General features: G+C 68.5%; 17 protein-coding genes and 1 pseudogene. 7 read left to right on the forward strand and 11 right to left on the reverse strand.

The genetic code is table 11. The annotated features are described in order from the left end of the window. The first annotated feature begins 37 nt into the window (after nt 1-37). The 3 genes from ACFWHU_RS24605 (at nt 38) to ACFWHU_RS24615 (ending at nt 2108) form a co-directional block, all read left to right on the forward strand. Nucleotides 38-637 carry a MarR family winged helix-turn-helix transcriptional regulator gene (locus tag ACFWHU_RS24605; protein ID WP_387227180.1) on the forward strand — a complete coding sequence of 200 codons (600 nt, stop codon included), beginning with the start codon at nt 38-40 and terminating at the stop codon, nt 635-637. A gap of 343 nt (nt 638-980) precedes the next feature. Further along, nucleotides 981-1196, forward strand: a complete 216-nt coding sequence (locus tag ACFWHU_RS24610) for a DUF6243 family protein (RefSeq protein WP_381802988.1) — start codon at nt 981-983, stop codon at nt 1194-1196. 165 nt (nt 1197-1361) lie between these two features. After that, a complete protein-coding gene (locus ACFWHU_RS24615) occupies nt 1362-2108 on the forward strand; it encodes a phosphotransferase family protein (RefSeq protein ID WP_387227183.1) in 747 nt (248 codons plus the stop codon). 76 nt (nt 2109-2184) lie between these two features. On the opposite strand, the gene ACFWHU_RS24620 is transcribed toward ACFWHU_RS24615, so the two are convergent. Further along, nucleotides 2185-2760: a CGNR zinc finger domain-containing protein gene (locus tag ACFWHU_RS24620; protein ID WP_387227185.1), complete on the reverse strand. Its 576-nt coding sequence runs from the start codon at nt 2758-2760 to the stop codon at nt 2185-2187. An 82-nt stretch (nt 2761-2842) separates the two neighbouring features. Between ACFWHU_RS24620 and ACFWHU_RS24625 the strand changes: the two genes are divergently transcribed. Beyond that, nucleotides 2843-4015: an epoxide hydrolase family protein gene (locus tag ACFWHU_RS24625; protein ID WP_387227187.1), complete on the forward strand. Its 1173-nt coding sequence runs from the start codon at nt 2843-2845 to the stop codon at nt 4013-4015. Between the two features lie 63 nt (nt 4016-4078). Here ACFWHU_RS24625 and ACFWHU_RS24630 read toward each other — a convergent pair whose 3' ends face one another. Next, entirely contained in the window at nt 4079-4582 is a 504-nt protein-coding gene (locus ACFWHU_RS24630; RefSeq protein ID WP_387227189.1) for a GNAT family N-acetyltransferase, read from the reverse strand. A gap of 152 nt (nt 4583-4734) precedes the next feature. On the opposite strand from ACFWHU_RS24630, the gene ACFWHU_RS24635 reads away from it, so the two are divergent. Next, entirely contained in the window at nt 4735-5394 is a 660-nt protein-coding gene (locus ACFWHU_RS24635; RefSeq protein WP_387227191.1) for a class I SAM-dependent methyltransferase, read from the forward strand. 109 nt (nt 5395-5503) lie between these two features. Here ACFWHU_RS24635 and ACFWHU_RS24640 read toward each other — a convergent pair whose 3' ends face one another. The 3 genes from ACFWHU_RS24640 to ACFWHU_RS24650 form a co-directional block, all read right to left on the reverse strand. Then, nucleotides 5504-9430, reverse strand: a complete 3927-nt coding sequence (locus ACFWHU_RS24640; RefSeq protein WP_387227193.1) for an AAA family ATPase — start codon at nt 9428-9430, stop codon at nt 5504-5506. Continuing rightward, on the reverse strand, nt 9427-9843 hold the full coding sequence (locus tag ACFWHU_RS24645) for a hypothetical protein (RefSeq protein ID WP_387227195.1): 417 nt from the start codon (nt 9841-9843) through the stop codon (nt 9427-9429). Before ACFWHU_RS24645 ends, ACFWHU_RS24640 begins: the two co-directional genes overlap by 4 nt. Before the next feature lie 171 nt (nt 9844-10014). Next, a complete protein-coding gene (locus ACFWHU_RS24650; protein WP_387227197.1) occupies nt 10015-10401 on the reverse strand; it encodes an SH3 domain-containing protein in 387 nt (128 codons plus the stop codon). Between the two features lie 308 nt (nt 10402-10709). Between ACFWHU_RS24650 and ACFWHU_RS24655 the strand changes: the two genes are divergently transcribed. Continuing rightward, nucleotides 10710-11126, forward strand: a complete 417-nt coding sequence (locus tag ACFWHU_RS24655) for an SRPBCC domain-containing protein (protein ID WP_387227199.1) — start codon at nt 10710-10712, stop codon at nt 11124-11126. 209 nt (nt 11127-11335) lie between these two features. On the opposite strand, the gene ACFWHU_RS24660 is transcribed toward ACFWHU_RS24655, so the two are convergent. The 4 genes from ACFWHU_RS24660 to ACFWHU_RS24675 form a co-directional block, all read right to left on the reverse strand. Continuing rightward, nucleotides 11336-11797 (reverse strand): MarR family winged helix-turn-helix transcriptional regulator, encoded by a 462-nt coding sequence (locus ACFWHU_RS24660; RefSeq protein ID WP_387227201.1) that lies wholly within the window; start codon nt 11795-11797, stop codon nt 11336-11338. Next, nucleotides 11790-12557 (reverse strand): alpha/beta fold hydrolase, encoded by a 768-nt coding sequence (locus tag ACFWHU_RS24665; protein WP_387227203.1) that lies wholly within the window; start codon nt 12555-12557, stop codon nt 11790-11792. The genes ACFWHU_RS24660 and ACFWHU_RS24665 overlap by 8 nt, the downstream gene beginning before the upstream one ends. A gap of 252 nt (nt 12558-12809) precedes the next feature. Continuing rightward, a complete protein-coding gene (locus ACFWHU_RS24670; protein ID WP_387227205.1) occupies nt 12810-13178 on the reverse strand; it encodes a CAP domain-containing protein in 369 nt (122 codons plus the stop codon). 178 nt (nt 13179-13356) lie between these two features. Beyond that, nucleotides 13357-14202: an SDR family NAD(P)-dependent oxidoreductase gene (locus tag ACFWHU_RS24675; protein WP_387227207.1), complete on the reverse strand. Its 846-nt coding sequence runs from the start codon at nt 14200-14202 to the stop codon at nt 13357-13359. A gap of 72 nt (nt 14203-14274) precedes the next feature. Between ACFWHU_RS24675 and ACFWHU_RS24680 the strand changes: the two genes are divergently transcribed. After that, on the forward strand, nt 14275-14862 hold the full coding sequence (locus ACFWHU_RS24680) for a TetR/AcrR family transcriptional regulator (protein ID WP_385792680.1): 588 nt from the start codon (nt 14275-14277) through the stop codon (nt 14860-14862). A 29-nt stretch (nt 14863-14891) separates the two neighbouring features. Here ACFWHU_RS24680 and ACFWHU_RS24685 read toward each other — a convergent pair. Then, nucleotides 14892-15898 (reverse strand): annotated as a pseudogene (locus ACFWHU_RS24685) (serine hydrolase domain-containing protein). Between the two features lie 173 nt (nt 15899-16071). Further along, nucleotides 16072-17082 (reverse strand): MerR family transcriptional regulator, encoded by a 1011-nt coding sequence (locus ACFWHU_RS24690; protein WP_387227284.1) that lies wholly within the window; start codon nt 17080-17082, stop codon nt 16072-16074. Nucleotides 17083-17129 lie beyond the last annotated feature (47 nt).

Below are 17129 nucleotides of genomic sequence, written 5' to 3' on the forward strand. Positions count from 1 at the left end.
CGACGACGCGTGGTGATCACCGGATAGATTGGCGGCGATGCGCCGCGCGCCCGGCAGCATCGTCGCGCTCACCGCAGCGGCACCACACGTGTCCGAGGATCCGCCGGGGAGGACAAGAAGCATGACGAGATCATCGGACCCCGAGCGTGGCCTGCATGCCGGAACCGAGGACGACAACCGCTTGGACCGTATTGCGGTGTGGCAAGACCTGATCCTCGCCACCCACCTGCTCGAGACAGCCCTCGAGCGGCAAGCCCAGCGCGACGGCGGCCTCACCCACGGACACTTCAAGCTCCTCGTCCTTCTCAGCGCAGCCGCAAACCAGACCCTCGCCCTGAAAAGCCTCGCCGACACCCTCCGGTTCTCCCAGAGCCGCATCAGCCACGCCCTCACCACCCTCGAGGCCCAAGGCCTTGTCACCCGCCGCCCCACGACAGGCGGCAGGCGCGCCTCCGAAGCCACACTCACACCCGATGGACGTCTGCTCGTGGTCCGCGTGCTCCGCGCCCAGCGCCGCGAGATCCGTGACCCGATCTTCGACGGCCTCGGCGCCCTCGGCACCTTCGCGCTCGGTGACATCACTGGCCGCCTCATCACTCTCCTGGACGACGATCAGGACACCTCGGCCAAGGACTGATCCTGGTCGGGGTGTGCCGGCGGCAACAGCGGGATGAAGCAGGCACGGTCTTGCCTCGCGGCTGAGTACGCGGTGTGCTCGCGACCACTGACAACGCCCGCGGCGGCCCGGTAACGCCATCTGGACCTGCCCCGGTCGCTCGCCGAAGGCCCCGGCCGACGCCGGGGCGGCGAAAGGGTTGGTGTGCAGGGTCGGCGGAACCGGGTAACGTCTTTGTCATGTTCTTCCGGACGCCGATTTCCGAGTGAGAGCGTGATGGGCCCCTGCTGACATCCTTCGACGTCGCCGCCCGTCCCCCGCCGATGAATCCGTAGATCACTTCACATCATTACCGGGAGAACCCGTGACCGTGAGCAAGAACATCAACAACCCCGTGGGCATGGGCGGCGGCCAGCGCAAGAGGCTGTCCCGCGCCGAACGGCAGAACAACGGCCCGCACCGCAACCTCGACCGCAAGGGTGCAGCCGACCAAAAGGCGGAGCTGGTGCGCAAGATGCGCGAGAAGACGGGCACAGCTGAGGGCGCCGGGCAGGCGGGCGACGACACCGCACAGAGCTGACGCATCGCCGCAGCAGGGCGGCACCGCACGGGGCAGTGGTGGACTTGACCTGCGCAGAGTGCGATGTCGCGCACGAGGTTGCCGGGTATCGGGACGCGGTCAGCCGCGCCATCGCACGCGATAAACCCGGTGACGTCGGCAATCATCCCCGGAATACTGGTCACCATGGATGAGGTCGAACTCGTCGTCGCCCATTCCGAGCGCGCGACCCTGCGCGTCGGTGACGTGTTCCTGAAGGTGGACGCCGATCAGGCACGCATTGACGTCGAGGTCCAGGCGATGGCCCTGGTGCCGGTCCCGACTCCGGAGGTTCTCTGGCGCAAGCCGCCTGTGCTCGCGATCGCCGCTGTCCCAGGGACGGCGCTCGGCCGCCTCGGCGAGCCGTCGACCGCGCCGCCTGCGGCGTGGGCCGCGGCAGGTGCCGCCATCCGGAAGTTGCACGACGCGCCGTTGCCGCCCTGGACCGGCGGGGCCGGCCGGGACCTCGCCGAGTTGGCGGCCGATCTCGACAGCGAGTGCGAGCGGCTCGTGACGAACGGCTCCCTGCCCGCCGACCTGGTCACCCGCAACCGCCAGGTTGCCGAGGCCGCGCTCCGGCCGTGGACTCCGGCGTTCACGCACGGCGACCTTCAGGTCACTCATGTGTTCGTCGACGGCGACGAGGTCACCGGCATCATCGACTGGTCCGAGGCGGGCCGGGGTGACGCCCTGTACGACCTCGCCACCTTCACGCTCGGACACGAGGAGCACCTCGCCGACGTCATCGCCGGCTACGGCACCGACGTCGACCTCGACGTGATCCACGCGTGGTGGTCGGTGCGAAGCCTGCTGGTGGTTCGCTGGCTGGCCGAGCACGGCTTCGACCCGTTCGCGCCGGGCTGTGAGGTCGACGTGCTGAGATCCCGGATGTGAGGCTGCGCTCCTGACTGCTGTGAGTGCGCTCTGGCAAATCGAGCAGGCCACCCACTTGGATGGACCGAGGTAACGATCACTCCGCTGATCTGGGCTTTTTGCGCTGGTTGGCATTGAAGCGTGCTTTCTTCTGACGATTCCCGCACGTGTTCATGTCACACCATTTGCGGGTGCGGCTTTGGCTGGTGTCGAAGAAGGCGGCTCGGCAGGTTGGTGATGCACACAGGGCCAATTTTCCGTCTCGTTCGCCTGCGATGATGCTGATCGCGTCGGCGGCGATCACGCTGAGGGCATCCTCCACGCAGGAAGCCGAGCCAAGTAGCCATCGCCGCTGGCCCTCGGGCGTCAGGATGGCCGCGGCCCGACCCTGAGCGCTGCGGTCATTGATGACTTGGACAGCAGGCGCGGGGAGAGCGTCCTGGATCGCGGCCGCCGTCGCGGCGGCGTGAATCGACTCCCTCAGTTCCCGGGCGAGGTCGAGCTGGGCAGCGGTACAGGAGTCCACGGCGAGGCCGTTCACCGCCAGCCAGTCGACGAGTCGGTGCGGCACGGGAATGCGCTCCACAGCGCTGCCATGACGCTCCGACAGAGTCCCCGTGAAGCTGGTCGCCAGCACATTGCCGAGGCGGAAGTCAGGGAACCGAGCGTGCATGGAACCACCTTAGGGGGTTGCAGCGTGGCTCGGGGAACTGTTAGAACCGTCTTAGCCGGTTCCGCGATGGCCAGGAGGTCTCATGCCCCGTCCAACCAGCGACGTACAAGCATTTGAAGCCCACGCAACTGACGCCGACCTCGACGATCTGCGCGCGCGACTGGCCGCGGCGCGGCTGCCGGAGGCCGAGACGGTCTGTCGCGCCGCGCCCGACCCTCGCCGATGGGAGCAGGGCGTTCCTCTCGCCGACCTCGTGGACGTCGTGAACTACTGGCGCACCGGGTACAACTGGCGGTCGTTCGAAGATCGCATCAACCGGATCGGCCAGTTCCGCACGACCATTGACGATCTGGGAATCCACTTCCTGCACCGCCGATCCGCGCGCGCGGATGCCACTCCTCTGATCTTGACGCACGGCTGGCCGGGCAGCATTGCCGAGTTCATCGATGTGGTGGACGAGCTGGCAGATCCGAAAGATGCGGACGCGCCGGCGTTCCACGTCGTGATCCCGTCGCTACCGGGCTTCGGTTACAGCGACAAGCCGGCCACCACCGGGTGGGGAACCGAGAAGATCGCGGCCGCATGGGTGGAACTGATGGGAAGGCTCGGCTACGGCAAGTTCGCAGCCCACGGCGGCGACTGGGGAGGCAATATCACCACCGTTCTCGGCGGCAGGTTCCCGGAGCACGTTCTCGGCATCCACACAACGTTCGCGGAGGGACCGCCCGGTTTGACGACGGACGGGCTGACGGCGGATGAGCGAGAGTGGACCGAGGAGACCCGCGATTTCTGGCACCACCGCGCGGCGTACGCGAAGCAGCAGGCGACCCGACCGCAGACCATCGGCTACTCGCTCGTCGACTCACCGATCGGGCTTCTTGCCTGGATCCTCGACAAGTTCGCCGAGTGGTCGGACACCGAGGACAGCCCGTTCGAGACGATTTCCAGAGACCGCATTCTTGACGATGTCACCCTGTATTGGCTGACCCGGACCGGGGCGTCGGCGGCTCGAATTTACTACGAAAGCCACAACTCGCTCGATCCCGAACTTCGGGTCGACGTCCCGTCGGCGATCAGTATGTATCCCCGCGATGTCGAGAAGTGTCCGCGCCCCTGGGCACAGGAGCGATATCGACAGATCGTCCGATGGGGGTCGCCCGAAAACGGGGGACATTTCCCGTCGCTGGAGGTTCCCGAGTATTTCGTCAAAGATCTACAAGAGGGCCTCGCGGCGGTGCTGGCCGCCAATCGGTGAACGCGGCTCGGCGACCCGGCACTCGATCATGCGGGCATGAAGCATCGGAGGTGTGCTCCCGAGTCACGGCAACGAGCGTGTGAGCCAGACCACTTCACCGTTGTCTTCCATGGAAACGTGATCCCGCTCGAACCCGAGCTTCTCAAGGACGCGGAGCGACGGCGTGTTCCACGTGCCGACGGTCGACCAGAGCCGTTTCCGCCCGGTCGCGATTGCGGCATCGAGCACCGCGCCGGCCGCCTCGGTGGCGTAGCCACGCCCATGCGCGCGCTGGAACAGCTCATACGCGATTTCGGGCTCCTCCAACGTGGAGCGGCCGGTGATCAACCCGCAGTAGCCGATGAAGTCGCCTTCGTCACGGCGCTGGATGGGCAGCAGAGCGATCCCCGTTGTCGCCGTCGCGGTGAGCAGCTCCGTGATGGACGTACGGATGTGCTCAACCGTGGGAGTTCCCTTGCCGCGTTCGGAGAGGAGGGCGCAGAACTCGGCGGCGTCCGACTCGTTCCACGGCCGCAGTATCAGCCGCTCGGTCTCAAGGTGGAAGGGCATCGTGTCGTACGTAGTCATGCCTCCACTCTGCCCCACGGATCATCACGAACTACAGCAGGAGCAGCAGGCACCCGGTGGTCTGCTTGGGTGGTTGGGGGGGGCTCCTCTCGGCTGCCCGTCGGCGGTCCCGGAGGCCACGTGGGCCGCGGGCCCTCACTAGAGTCGCCCGTATGCCTGATCTCTCCTACCTCGCCGCTGTCCGGGAGTCGTACGACACGGTCGCCTCCGACTACGTCGAACGGGTCAAGTCTCCGGCGGAGTTGGATCCGCTGTCACGAGGGATGCTGGGCGTCTTCACGGAGGTGGTGCGAACGGCCGGCCTCGGGCCCGTCGCAGACGTGGGATGTGGGCCCGGCAGAGTCACGGCGTACCTCGCCGAGCGGCAATTGCCCGTGTTCGGGATGGACCTGTCGCCCGCCATGGTCGGGCTGGCTCGCAGTGCGTACCCGAACTTGCGTTTCAGCGTCGGCTCGATGACCTCGCTCCCGATCGCGGACAACAGCCTCGGAGGCGTCCTCGCGTACTACTCCACCCACCACACACCGCCGACGCTGCTGCCGGTGGTGTTCGGCGAGTTCCACCGCACTCTCGCGCCCGGCGGCTCTCTGATGCTGGCCGGTCACGCCGGTGCCGACCTGCATCTCCGTCCGACACAGGCGTACGGCGGTCATCCCGTGTCTTACGAGTCCTACCTGCTGCCGCCTGATCGGATCGCCGAACTCCTGAAGCAGGCCGGGCTCGTCCTCACGGCACGCCTGGTGGAGGAACCCGTCGAAGGGACTGAGAGGCTTTTCGCCACCTTTCTTGCCCACAAGCCCGAACGGCCATGAGGTTGTTGATGTCCGTCAACGGTTGAGCATCGTGGAGCTTGGCATCGTCCCCCGCTGGGCGCGGATGTGCGGACGGGGGAGCGGGCATACCGCCGTGTGGTGCTCCTTCTCAGTCGCACGGAGGCTCGTAGGAAAGCCCGGGCAGGTGCCGTTTCCATGTCTCGGGGGTGAGGGCGGCACGGGTGGCGTTGCAGATCCGGTCGGTGGCTCGATCGGCGTCCATCGTCCAGAGTCGGATCGTCCCGTCCTCGCTTGTGCTGGCGAGGAGGTTGCCGTCGGGATTGAACACCACCGAGCTCACGGGGCCGGCGTGGCCGTTCAGGGGTTCACCGTGTGCTGCGGGGTGGGTCGGGTCGCTGATGTCCCACAGCCGTACCGTGTGGTCCTGGCCGGCGGTGGCCAGTGTGCGGCCGTCCGGACTGAGGGCCATGGACGTCACCTTGTCCGCGTGGCCGGTCAGGGGATCACCCAGCGCCTGCGGGCGGGCCGGGTTGCTGATGTCCCACAACCGTACGGTCCCGTCGGAGCCACCGGTCACCAGCGTGCTGCCGGTGATCAACAGTCGTCTGAATCCGTCGGAGTTGCCCGGCTTGGCGTCGTTCAGTGTGACGGGCTCGTTCAAGGGCTTCGGGTGGGCAGGGTTGCTGATGTCCCACAACTGCACTCGCGAGGCCCATGCCTTTTCGGTCGCTACGGCCAGGGTGGCGCCGTCCGGACTGATCGACAGGTCACTGACATGGATCAACTCCTCTTCGGTGACGATCTCGTCGAGCGCCGTGGGATGGGCCGGCTCGCTTGTGTCCCACAGACGCACCGTTGCACCGTCACTCGTGGCGAGTGTGGTGCCGCCCGGAGTGAATGCCATGTAGGCCACATGATTCGTGTGGCCGGTCAGGGGGGCGCCGGTGAGTTTCGGGTGCTCGGGGTCGCGGGCGTCCCACAGTTGTACTGTCGCTTCATAGGTCGCGGCGGCGAGCGTGGTGCCGTCCGGGCTGAAGAGTACCGATCCGACGTCCTTGGTGTAGCCGGTCAATCTGTTGTCCAGCGATTCAGGCGCTGCCGGATCGTCGACGTCCCACATGGAGACAGCCCAGTTGTCGCCGAAGTGGTCAGTAGCCAGTGTCTTTCCGCTGTGGCTGAACATGGTGGAGTCGCCGAAGCCGACGTGTCCGGTCAGTCCGGGGTCGGGAACGCTCCACAGCCGAACTGTGGCGTCCGTACTGCCCGTGGCCAGTGTGGTGCCGTTGGGATTGAACGCCATCGACCGGATGTCGTCGGTGTGTCCGGTCAGAAGGTTGCCGAGCGGGGTGGTCTTGTCCGGCAGCGCCACGTTCCACAGACGCACGGTTCCGTCGTTGCCGCCTGCGGCGAGCGTCTTGCCGTCCGGACTGAACACCAGCTCATGTCCGTATCCCCACGATTCGCTGGGCAGTTCGCCGTTGGCCAGAGCGGCGCCGGGCAGAGGGTTACCCCGCAGTTTGGGTCGGGCGGGATTGGTGATGTCCCAGAGCCGGATCGTACGGTCGTCTCCGGCCACGGCGAGTATGTTGCCGTCCGGGCTGAAGACCAACGACGTCGCGCTCTTGCCGTGACCCGGCAGGGACTTGCCCAGCGGTTTCGGCTTGGCCGGCTCGGTGATGTCCCAGAGCCAGACTTTCCCGGCGTTGTCGGGAACGGCCAGGGTTTCGCCGTTCTGGCTCAGCCAGCTGTAGAAGTGGTCGTCTCCCCGTAGCGGGCGTCCCAACTGGGCCGCGTCGGACGGCTCCGTGGTGTCCCACAACCGTACTGTGCCGTCGAAACTACCGGTTATCAGTGTGTTGCCGTCCGGGGTGAACACCGCCGACGCGATGGTTTCGCCGTGCCCGGTCAGCGGGCCGCCGACGAGCTCGGGGCCGCTTGGAGTGCTCACGTCCCAGAGCCGGATGGTCAGTTCATCGGTGGTCGCCACCATGTCGCCGTCCGGGCTGAACGCGATGGCGAACACACCGCCGGAATGTCCCGTGAGGGGCGCGCCCAGGCGCACCGGGCGGGTCGGGTCGGTGACGTCCCAGAGCCAGCCCGTCTCCTCACTGCCGGCGGCGACCAGCTTGTCTCCTTGCGGGCTGAACGCCAGCCCGGTGATGCCTTTGTCGCGTCCGGGCAGCGGGTCTCCCAAGGACACCGGGCGCTTCGGATCGCTCGTGTCCCACAAGCGGATAGCCCCGTTCCCACCGACGGCGGCCAGCGTGCGTCCGTTCGGACTGAACGCCACCTCGTACACGGGATCGGGGAATCCTGTGAGCGCGGTGGACAGTGTGGCGTTGGCATCGTTGAGTACCCGTGTGTAGGCGTCGGGATTGTTCGGGTTCGCGCGATGGGCCGCGAGGTCGAATTGCGCCGCCAGGGAGGGATCGCTGTCGCGGAGTTCCTCGGCCGTGGCCATGAGCTGGCGGAAGCGGGCGGTGTCCCGTTCGGCCTCGGCGGTTCCACGCTGAGCGAAGGCGACAACGGCGGCGGCACCGGCGATCAGGGTCAGGGCGGTCAGCGCGGCGATGACGGCGCGGGCCAGCAGGGTGGTGCGGCGCGCGCGTCGCACAGAGGCTGCGAGGAAGGCGGCCGCGACCGAACTGGTGTGGCCGGCCCACCCGCGGGCCGCCTCGAGCTGGCTGCCGCGGTGCAGCATGTCCGGGTCGCGAGCGCTGTTCTCCCAGGCGGCCGCCGCCTCTTCGAGTCGCTGGCGGACCAGGCGCTCTTCCCGGTCCCTTTCGATCCAGGTACGCAGCCGGGGCCAGGCGTGGATCAGGACCTCGTGAGTGATGGTGGCGGTGTCGCCTTCACGGGTCAGCTGACGGCCGGCGGTGAACGCCTCCAGTGCGGCGGGGGACAGGTCGTCGCCCACGGGAAGGCGGCGGCGGGTGTCGTCCGTACCGTCGGCGCTGTCACCGATTCTGACCAGCCGCAGGAACATGGCCCGCGCGCCCTGCTGGACCGACGGGTCCAGACCGGAGAAGACCCGCTCCGCGCTGGTGGCGACCGCGTGCCGGATGCCACCGGTCGCCCGGTAGCCGTCGACGGTCAGCGTGCTGCCGTGCCGCTGCTGCCACGTCGTACGCAGCGCATGGGCCAGCAGCGGCAGCCGCCCGGCCTCGTAGGTGGGACCGCCCAGGTCTGTCAGGAGCAGTTCGACGAGCCCGGGTTCGATCGTCAGACCAACCTGCCGGGCGGGGAAGATGATTGCTTCTCGCACGCCGGTCGCCGACAGCGGGCCGACGACGATCTGCCGGTTCTGCAAGGCCGACCGGAGCTGTGGGTAGTCGGTGCAGCGGGTGTAGAAGTCCGACCGCAATCCGTAGACAACGAGTGCCGCCGGGTCGGGGCCGACGGCCATCGAGGCCAGTACGTCAAGGAACGTCCGCCGCTCGGGTTCGTTCTCACACAGCGTGAAAAGCTCCTCTAGCTGGTCGACCACGACCACGAACCGGCGGGGAGAGGCTTCACGCACCAGGGCGGCACAGGCCGCCGGCCCCGCGGCCACGGCTGCTTCGGCTCGTTCGGTATCGACGCCGGTGACCTCTGCCAGTTGCCCGGCCAGGGCCGCGAGCGGAGTCGCCGAGGGAGTGAACAGCAACTGCGGCCAACCGGCGGAGCCCGGCACCATGCCGCGATCGAGAGCGGGCAGTACACCGGCCCTCAGGAGGGAGGACTTGCCGGCGCCCGAGGGGGCGACGATCACCAACGGGCCACCGCCGCCGGACCGTTCGTCCAAAACCGTCAATACATCGGCGATCAGGGAGTCCCGGCCGAAGAACCACCGGGCGTCGTCCCGCTGGAACGCCGCCAGGCCGGGGTAGGGGCAGTCCGGGGGAGCGGTCGTCCCCGCGGAGACCCGCCGGGTCTCGCGCACACCGTCCAGATAGTGCAGGTGAACGTCGCCCTGCTCCGCGATGACCTGGTCTCTGGCCGCCTGGAAGATCCGGGCCTCGCCGGACGCCTCGGCCCGCAGTCGGGGGCCACTGTCCTGCCCGTCGTCCCTCGGTTCGTCGGCTTCCGCGCTCAACGTTCGGTGATGTGCTGGTCTCGGCCCGCCTGGTACACCCGCCCGTTGCCCGATGCCGTGGCCTTCATCACCGGCGAACCCAGTTGAGGCCGCTCGCTGTCCGGCAGCGCGGGTATCACCTGCTCGTCCAGGAGGCCGCGCAGTTCGGCGGCCAAGTCCGGCCGGTCACGCAGCGCTTGCTGGAGCCGAACCCGCCAGGCCTCCGCCAGTACCCGCTCGCTGTCCTCGTCGCCCGCCTGCCGTGCCGTCAGAACCTGCGGCCTGACCTCGTCGAGCTGAGCCCCGACAGCGTCGGCGTCCGTCGCGTCAGCCCCGCGCCACCATCTCACCGTCGCGTCTCGGACCTGCTGCCAGGAATCCGTGGCCATCGCGCTCACCAACGCCGTCCCCGCGGCTAAGACCATTGGGTCCATGTCAACCTCACCTCTGTCGGCCGCCCATCATCTCAAAGGGACCACCAAAGGACAGGTGGCTGCACAGAAGTGCCCTGGACCTCGAAGATCCGGGGCAACGAAAGAGCCCGGCGCTCCGCACCTGGTCAGGGGGAAGCGCCGGGCTCTTGGGTGGCGGTCAGTGTGTCGTGTTCAGCACCACGGAGGGGTGCCGTTGATGTTCTCGACCCAGCGGGCGGCGACCCAGCCGCCGTTCTTCAGCAGGTACCAGCGGGGATTGCCGTCCACGACCTCGCCGTTGGACTTGCATTTGATGTCGACGACGGTGCCGTACGGGATCGAGCGGATCGGCTTGTATTTCGTGTTCGGGGTCTTGCGCACGTTGAGCGCCGGGTGGGCGATGACCCGGCCCCTGAAGACGACGGCCGCCGGGGCCTGGTCCGTCTGCGCGGTGAAGGAGGCCGGTCCCGTGCCTGCCTCCTGGTCGGCGGCGACGGCGGGGGCGGCAAGGGCCGTGCCGGCCAGCAGGACCCCGGCGAGCACGGAGACGATTCCGTGCCGGGCGTGCGGTGCGCTCATGGTGATTTCCTCGTGTTGTCGGTGAGCATCCGGGGACTCCCCGGTTCTGACACCTTCATGGCACAGGCGGGACGCGACGGGGCCTTGTTCCTGTGGAGGAAACGCCGACTCTCACCCGGATGGGTGTGCAGGCCGGGGGGTTTGTCCCGCCGCTGACCGGTCGGCGGGTGGGCCGTGCGACGGGCGGCGGCGGGCAACTGGGAAAAGTTTCTTCGGGGCGGTGTCGAGAAGGTGCCGTCGGCTCCGACGTTCTCTTTGAAAGAGAGTCCTGGCCCCGTACTTGCGGGGTCGAACAGAAGGAGACGGATATGAGCACCGCCGGTTTCGACTACGTCATCACCCGCACCCTGGAGGCGCCGGTCGGGCAGGTCTGGGCCGCTTGGACCCGCGCCGAGGAGTACGGGCAGTGGGCAAGCGCCGAGGAGGTCGTCCTGGATGTCCGGCCCGGCGGTGCCTGGAGCTCCGTCATGGTCATCCCCGGCGGCACCCGCGTTCCGCTGTCCGGCCGCTACACCGAGGTCGTGGAGAACAAGCGACTGGTGGTCGGCATGAGTGTTCCGGGTAGCGAGGAGCTCGTGCTGATGACCGTCGACCTGGCCGCCGACGGCGACCACACCCGGATCACCCTGTCCCAGACGCTCGGAAGCGTCGAGGAGCGTGACCAGTCCGAGTTCGGCAGCAACATGCTCCTGGACGGCCTGACCGCCTTCCTGGCAGCAGCCTGATGCCCACCGGTGAGTGAAGGCCGGCTTGAACACCCGGGCACGACGACAACGGTCCGCCGGCGCAGCGCATGTACAACGCGCCCGCCCCGGCGGGCCGGCCGGGTCGAGCCCCGTCAGACGGCTGCGGAAGTCCCCCAGGCGCCACCGGTCCGAGCCGACCGGCACCTTCGGCTGGGACCGTCGCCGCCTTCAGGACCCGGTCGGGACCGTCAACCTTCGAGGCTGAGGCGTTTGTTGAGGGCCTTGCCCGAAGGCAGGGTGTCGACGAAGTTGTGCAGGAACTCGAGGAGCGCGTCGGTCTCCAGGCCCTCGGAGGCGGCGTCGATCGACGTGTAGAGGTCTTCTTCGATCCTGGCCACCGCAATGGCCAGGCGTTCGCCCTCGGGGGTGAGGCTGAGTTGGAGGTAGCGGCGGTCCTCGGCGTCGGTACGGCGCTCGACCAGCCCGGCCGCGACGGCGCGATCGACCAGCCGGCTGGGGTTGGTGCCGCTCTCGCACACCAGGAGCTGTCCGAGCCCGTTGAGGCTCAAGGTGCCGTGCTGCTGGAGCAGGCGCAGCACCTCGGCCTGCGACGGGGTGATGCCGTGGGGTTTGAGGGCCTGGATCAGCAGCCGGTTGCCTTCGCGTTGGGCTGCCAGGATCGCGAAGCGCAGGTGTTCGGCCTTACGCATCGGCGCTCTGTCGGGTGGTCGGCAGGGCGGCGAGGTAGCCCTTGACCGCGGCGGCGTAGGTGGCCGGGTGGGAGAAGCGGAACATGTGGCCGGTGCGTGGCAGCACGACCTCCCGGGCGTCGGAGATGCCCGCGAGCATGATCTTGGAAGCGTTCTCGCCGATCAGCACGTCGTGCGACGGGGTCAGGATCAGGGTTGGGACCTGGACCTGGCCGAGCACGTCGACGTAGTCGGCGGTAAGACTGGCCTCCACTCGCGCGCCGAAGGAGGCGGCGGGGGTGCCGGTGAGGAACAGTTCCCGGCTGCGCGCCTCGCTCCAGGGCACCTGTCCCTCGCCGTCGAACGGGGAGGCGAGGCGATGGGCATGGGCTCGTAGCGCCAACTGCCGGTAGAACGGCCCGCGGGCCTTGCCGATCGCCCGCATCAGGGCCTTCCACGGCTTCGAGTCGACCGGGTTGGCCGCGAATCCGCCGGACAGGATCAGGGCGCGCAGGCCCTGCGGGCGGCGGGTGGCCAGCGCGAGCGCGATGTTCGCGCCGAACGAGTCGCCGACCAGCACGTAGTCGTCGAGGTCCGCGATCGCGGTCTCGATGTGGTCGGCGTAGCGCTCGATGTCGTTCACGCCTTCGGGCAGGCGCAGCGCGCGCTTGGGCGCCTCGCCGTAGGGGGCGAGCTGTTCGGCACTCCACGGGGCGCCCGAAAGGCAGGGGATGAAGACGAGGGTCGGGTTTCTCTCCGCAGTATTCACGTCAGTATTCATGCCAGATAAGTTACACGACATATATGTCGTGTAACATGTGACCTGGGTCACGCGGAGATCCCCAGAGTGTTCTCGGCGTGAGGCGGCTGCCTCCCGTGCGGTCCAGGGCCGGGAGCTGAGCGAGAGAGCGAACGGCTCCGCGACCCCCGCCGAGGCGTCCCGGCCGAATGAGTGGCCAGTGCGAGGGCCTCGGCCTGCCCGGGGCGGATCGGCGGTGGTTGCGCGGCGGGTTCGTACTCCACCGTCCGGTGGTCAGGGCTTCTTGCCGAGGTCCTGTGTCCAGTACCGGCCGTGGGCGGTGCCGTCCTTCTTCACGTAGCCGACGCCCATGTGGGTGAGTGAGCAGTTGAGCATGTTGGCTCGGTGGTCCGGCGAGTCCATCCAGCTCCGGACCACCGCCGCGGGGCTCCTCTGGCCCGCTGCGACGTTCTCCGCGAGCGACCTCCAGCCGGAGTAGCCGGCGTCCTGCGCCCTGGTCTCCATGGTGCTGCCGTGCGAACCGGTGTGGCCGACGAAGTCATGTTTGGCCATGTCCATGGAGTGCCGCTGGGCGGCCCTGCCGAGGGCGACGTCGCTGTTCAGTTTCGGACAGCCGGCTCGGGCACGTTCTTCATTGGTCAACTTGATGACGGTGGCCCGCGGTGAACGCGCCGACCCCGCAGGGGCGGCAGACAACGCGAGGGTCACGGTGGCGGCGGCCAGAACCGCGCCCAGGAAACGGGGAATTGAAATGGTTCTCTCCTCATCGGTTCGGAGTGCGGCAGACGTACTCCGGCGGCCATCCCCCTCCCCCTCGAACTCAACGACTCCGGGCCCCCGGCGATGCGGACGAGTCCCGGCCTGTAACCCGTGCGGCGCCCGATCGGGCCGAGATCGCGCCGCTGATGATCGCTGAGCGCCGTCGGGTGAGGAGACGGGGAAGCGTCGTGGTGAACGCGTTGAGCCGCCCTGACGCCACGCTCGGACGCCGGCCGCGGTCGAGCACCCGCATGGCGGTCCTGACCACCTGCTCCGGGGTCTGGTACCTGCCCTTGTAGGTGCCGCCGCTGAGAGAGTCGAAGAACTCGGTGCGGGTGAGGCCGGGTGCGAGGCAGAGGACCCGCAGGCCGGTTCCGCGGGATTCGGACCACAGGGCCTCGGTGAAGTTGAGCACGAACGCCTTGCTCGCCGCGTAGACCGCCATGCCCGGGGCCGGTGTGTAAGCCGCCATGCTCGCGACATTGACGAGGATGTCGGTGCCGGCGGAGCGCAGCGGTTCGATGAGCGCGCGCGTGATGTCGACGAGGTTCGCCACGTTCACGTTGATCTCGTCGGTGAGGCGCTCGGGGTCTTCGCTGTGGAAGGCGTTGTCGGTGGCGAATCCGGCGTTGTTCACCAGGCCGGTGGCGGATATCTTCCGCTCCGCCAGAGCGGCGGCGAGTGCCCGGCCAGCCCTCGGCTCGCTGAGGTCGACGGCGATCGGGGTGGCCCGGATGCCGTGCGCCTCGCGGAGTTCGGCGGCGAGCGTCTCCAGGCGGTCGAGTCGCCGGGCCACCAGCACGACGTGGGAGCCGCGGCGTGCGACCTCGCGGGCGAAGGCCGCGCCTATACCGGAACTCGCGCCGGTGACGACGGTGGTCTGGTGCGCGTAGTTGATAGCAGTCATGGCTGCACCATAAGCAAGTACTTGCACCGAGTGCAAGAATCGAACCAAGTGCGAATGACGTACGCTGGGCGAATGGCCGAATCACTCAGTCTTCGTGAGCGCACACGACGTGCGGTGCGGGCGGAGATCACGGAAACAGCGATGAGCCTCTTCGCGGAGAACGGCTTCGACGCGACGACGGTCGACCAGATCGCCACGGCGTCGGGCATCTCCCGTCGCTCGTTCTTCCACTACTTCGGCAGCAAGGAAGACCTCGTTCTCGGCGACACCGAGGCCCTCGGCGAGACGGTTCGCGCCGCGTTGGAGGCGCGTCCGGAGGAGGAGTCGGCCTGGGCGGCGATCCGGGCGGCGTTCCTCGCTCTCCGGACGGAGAAGGAGATGGGGACGGACGGGCTCACGGTCGCCCGGATGTACCACGAAGCGCCCTCGTTGCGGGCGAGGCATCTGGAGAAGCACCTGCGCTGGCAGGTCCTGCTCGCCCCCGACGTCCAGCGCCGCCTCGGCCTGCCCGACTCGGCCTCGCCGGACCCCCGGGCCCGCGCCTTCGTCGCGGCGGCACTCGCCTGCCTCGACGCGGCGGTCGACGCATGGTGCGAATCCGACGGAGCGGCCGACCCCGTGCGGCTCTTCGACGACGCGGTCGAGGCGCTCCGCGCCTGAGGGCCAGGGCCTGATCCAAACGACAGGCCCTACGGGGTGTCGGCGGGGTTCTCGTCGGCGGGGGCCAGAAAGGTGGCGTGCAGGATGCGTTCGGCGACCGGATTCACACTCTGGGCCTTGGCGTCGGTCGCGTTGACGGAGTGGACGAGCGTACGGGAGAGGTCCCGGCCCCTTCGATGTCCGGGATGGTGAACATCTCGGCGTCCAGGAGGGGTTGGGGCACCAGTTCGCCCCTGAACAGCGCGAAGAGGAACTTCTCCAGATCCTCGGTGGTGGAGATCAGGTCGCCCGCCGCCCACCGGTCCGACATGTTCCACGCGGTGGCGTCCACGAGCCTGCCGTCCGCCAGCTTCTGGTAGCCACGATTGTGGGGGCCGTGGATACGCGGGTCGGGGCCTTTGTCGACGGAGGCCGCGACGACGGCCTCGGGCGTGAGCGTCCTGAACCGGTTGTCGTAACCCTCGGCATTCTCCGGGCCGAGAGGGAACCGGCCTGGAGCCCGCTGGTGTAGGTGAGTAACTGCCCTACGGTGATGGGCTCGAAGGCCTCGGTCAGCAGACCGGGCAGATACTCCTGAAGGGTGGCGTCCAGGTCCACCCGTCTCTCCGCCGCGAGTTGCAACACGAGCGCGGACGTGACCACCTTGGTGGTGGACCCTGCCCGGAACCGGGCGTTTTCCAGGGCCTTGCTGCCGCTGCGGAGGTCGCGTACGCCACGCGCTTCCGTGCCAGGAGCCGCTGCCACCGACGCGTACGAGGGCGGCGGTCGCGTCCTTGCCGGGGAGCCCGCGCAGTGCCTTCTCGTTCGGCACGTCCGGTCGGCCCGCCGTGGCATGCGGGCCGGGCACGTCGGCCACCGCGGGCGCGGCGGGCCGACGGCGGGACGTGTGCGCATGCGGGTACGGGTGCGGGTACTCAAAGGATGCTCCGTGGTGTGCTGTGGTGTGGACGTTGTGCTGCGTACGGAGTTCATCGTGCCGAGTGCGCGTCACCCGCGGATCATCGGCGAGGAGGTGCCCGACCCCGAGGTGCCCCAAGTCAACCGACCTGCCGGGAGCGGGTGTTGTGGGGTTGCCCCCGTAGGCGTCGCGTCTTCCGAAGCGCACCTTGGACGGCTCGCGGTCGCGAGGGTGTGGCCGTCGGGGCCGAGGACCAACGACGTCACCAGGGTGCCGGCGAGGCCGGCTGTGTTGCGGCCTGTGGTCACGTCTTAGAGGGATTTCGGACCAGGCACCTGGCGAACCGGTTGGGCGGACGCACGCAGTGCCGCGGCCAGCCACTCGTATGGGAACCGTTCCGGCGGCAGGTCGTTCACGGCGGTGACAAGCGTCATGTACCGGTCGAACGGTCCCTCCGGATCCGGTGGTGTGCGGTCCCACTCCGCGCCCGCCAGCATGTGGTCGGCCGTCTCGATCCGGAACTCGGGCGTGTCCGGGATCCCGGGGCTGTCCGGTGTCGCGAATATGCCGGTCAGCCACCCGATCCACCGGTCGGCGTTCTCCCGTCCCCGCGGCGAGTCCGGCGGCACCTGCTCCCGCGCCGCGTCCATCACCGCCTGGCCGATCGGCGTGGCCGCCTCCAGGGCGTCCAGCATCGGCGAAAGCCCCATCAGCGGCCCGGCCCCGGTGGTGCACGCCTCGTACAGCTCACGGCGCACCGCCTGCCGGACCTCGGTGTCCCGGATGAGCTCGGCCAGCTCGATCCACGCCTCCAACTGGGCCGCGGTGGGATTTTCGGGCAGCTCCGGCCGGGCAGCCCGCCACCACTCGACCATCCGCTCCGGCGGCTCCCAGCCGGTGGAGACCTCGGTCCAGAACTCGTCGATCAGCCGGTCACGCTCCTCGTCCGACATGCCTGCCAGCTTGTGCATGAGCGTGACCTGCTCGGCCGTGGAGTCCTGCCGCAGAATGGCCGACAACACCGCGCGACGGCTGCGCAGCCGCGCCTCCTGCCGTGCCAGCAGGGCCAGGTGGGTGGCGGCCAGCTCGCGCAGCGTCGCCTCGCCGGCCAGCACCCGCCGGATCTCGTCCAGGCCGGCGTCGAGTTCCCGTAGCGTCCGGACCAGTTCCAGCCGGGCGATGGCCGACACGTCGTACAGACGGTGGCCGGCCGCGGTGCTGGCGGCCGGTGTGACGACGCCGGCGTCCGCGTAGTACCGGACGGCGCTGACGTTCAGGCCGGTCCGCCGGGCGACATCTCCGATGGGGTACAGCTCGTTCATGTCCACGACGCACACTATGCGATCTCAAGCGGCTTGAGATTCAAGCC

Origin of the sequence: Streptomyces sp. NPDC060366 (assembly GCF_042725135.1) — a bacterium.
GTDB lineage: Bacteria > Actinomycetota > Actinomycetes > Streptomycetales > Streptomycetaceae > Streptomyces.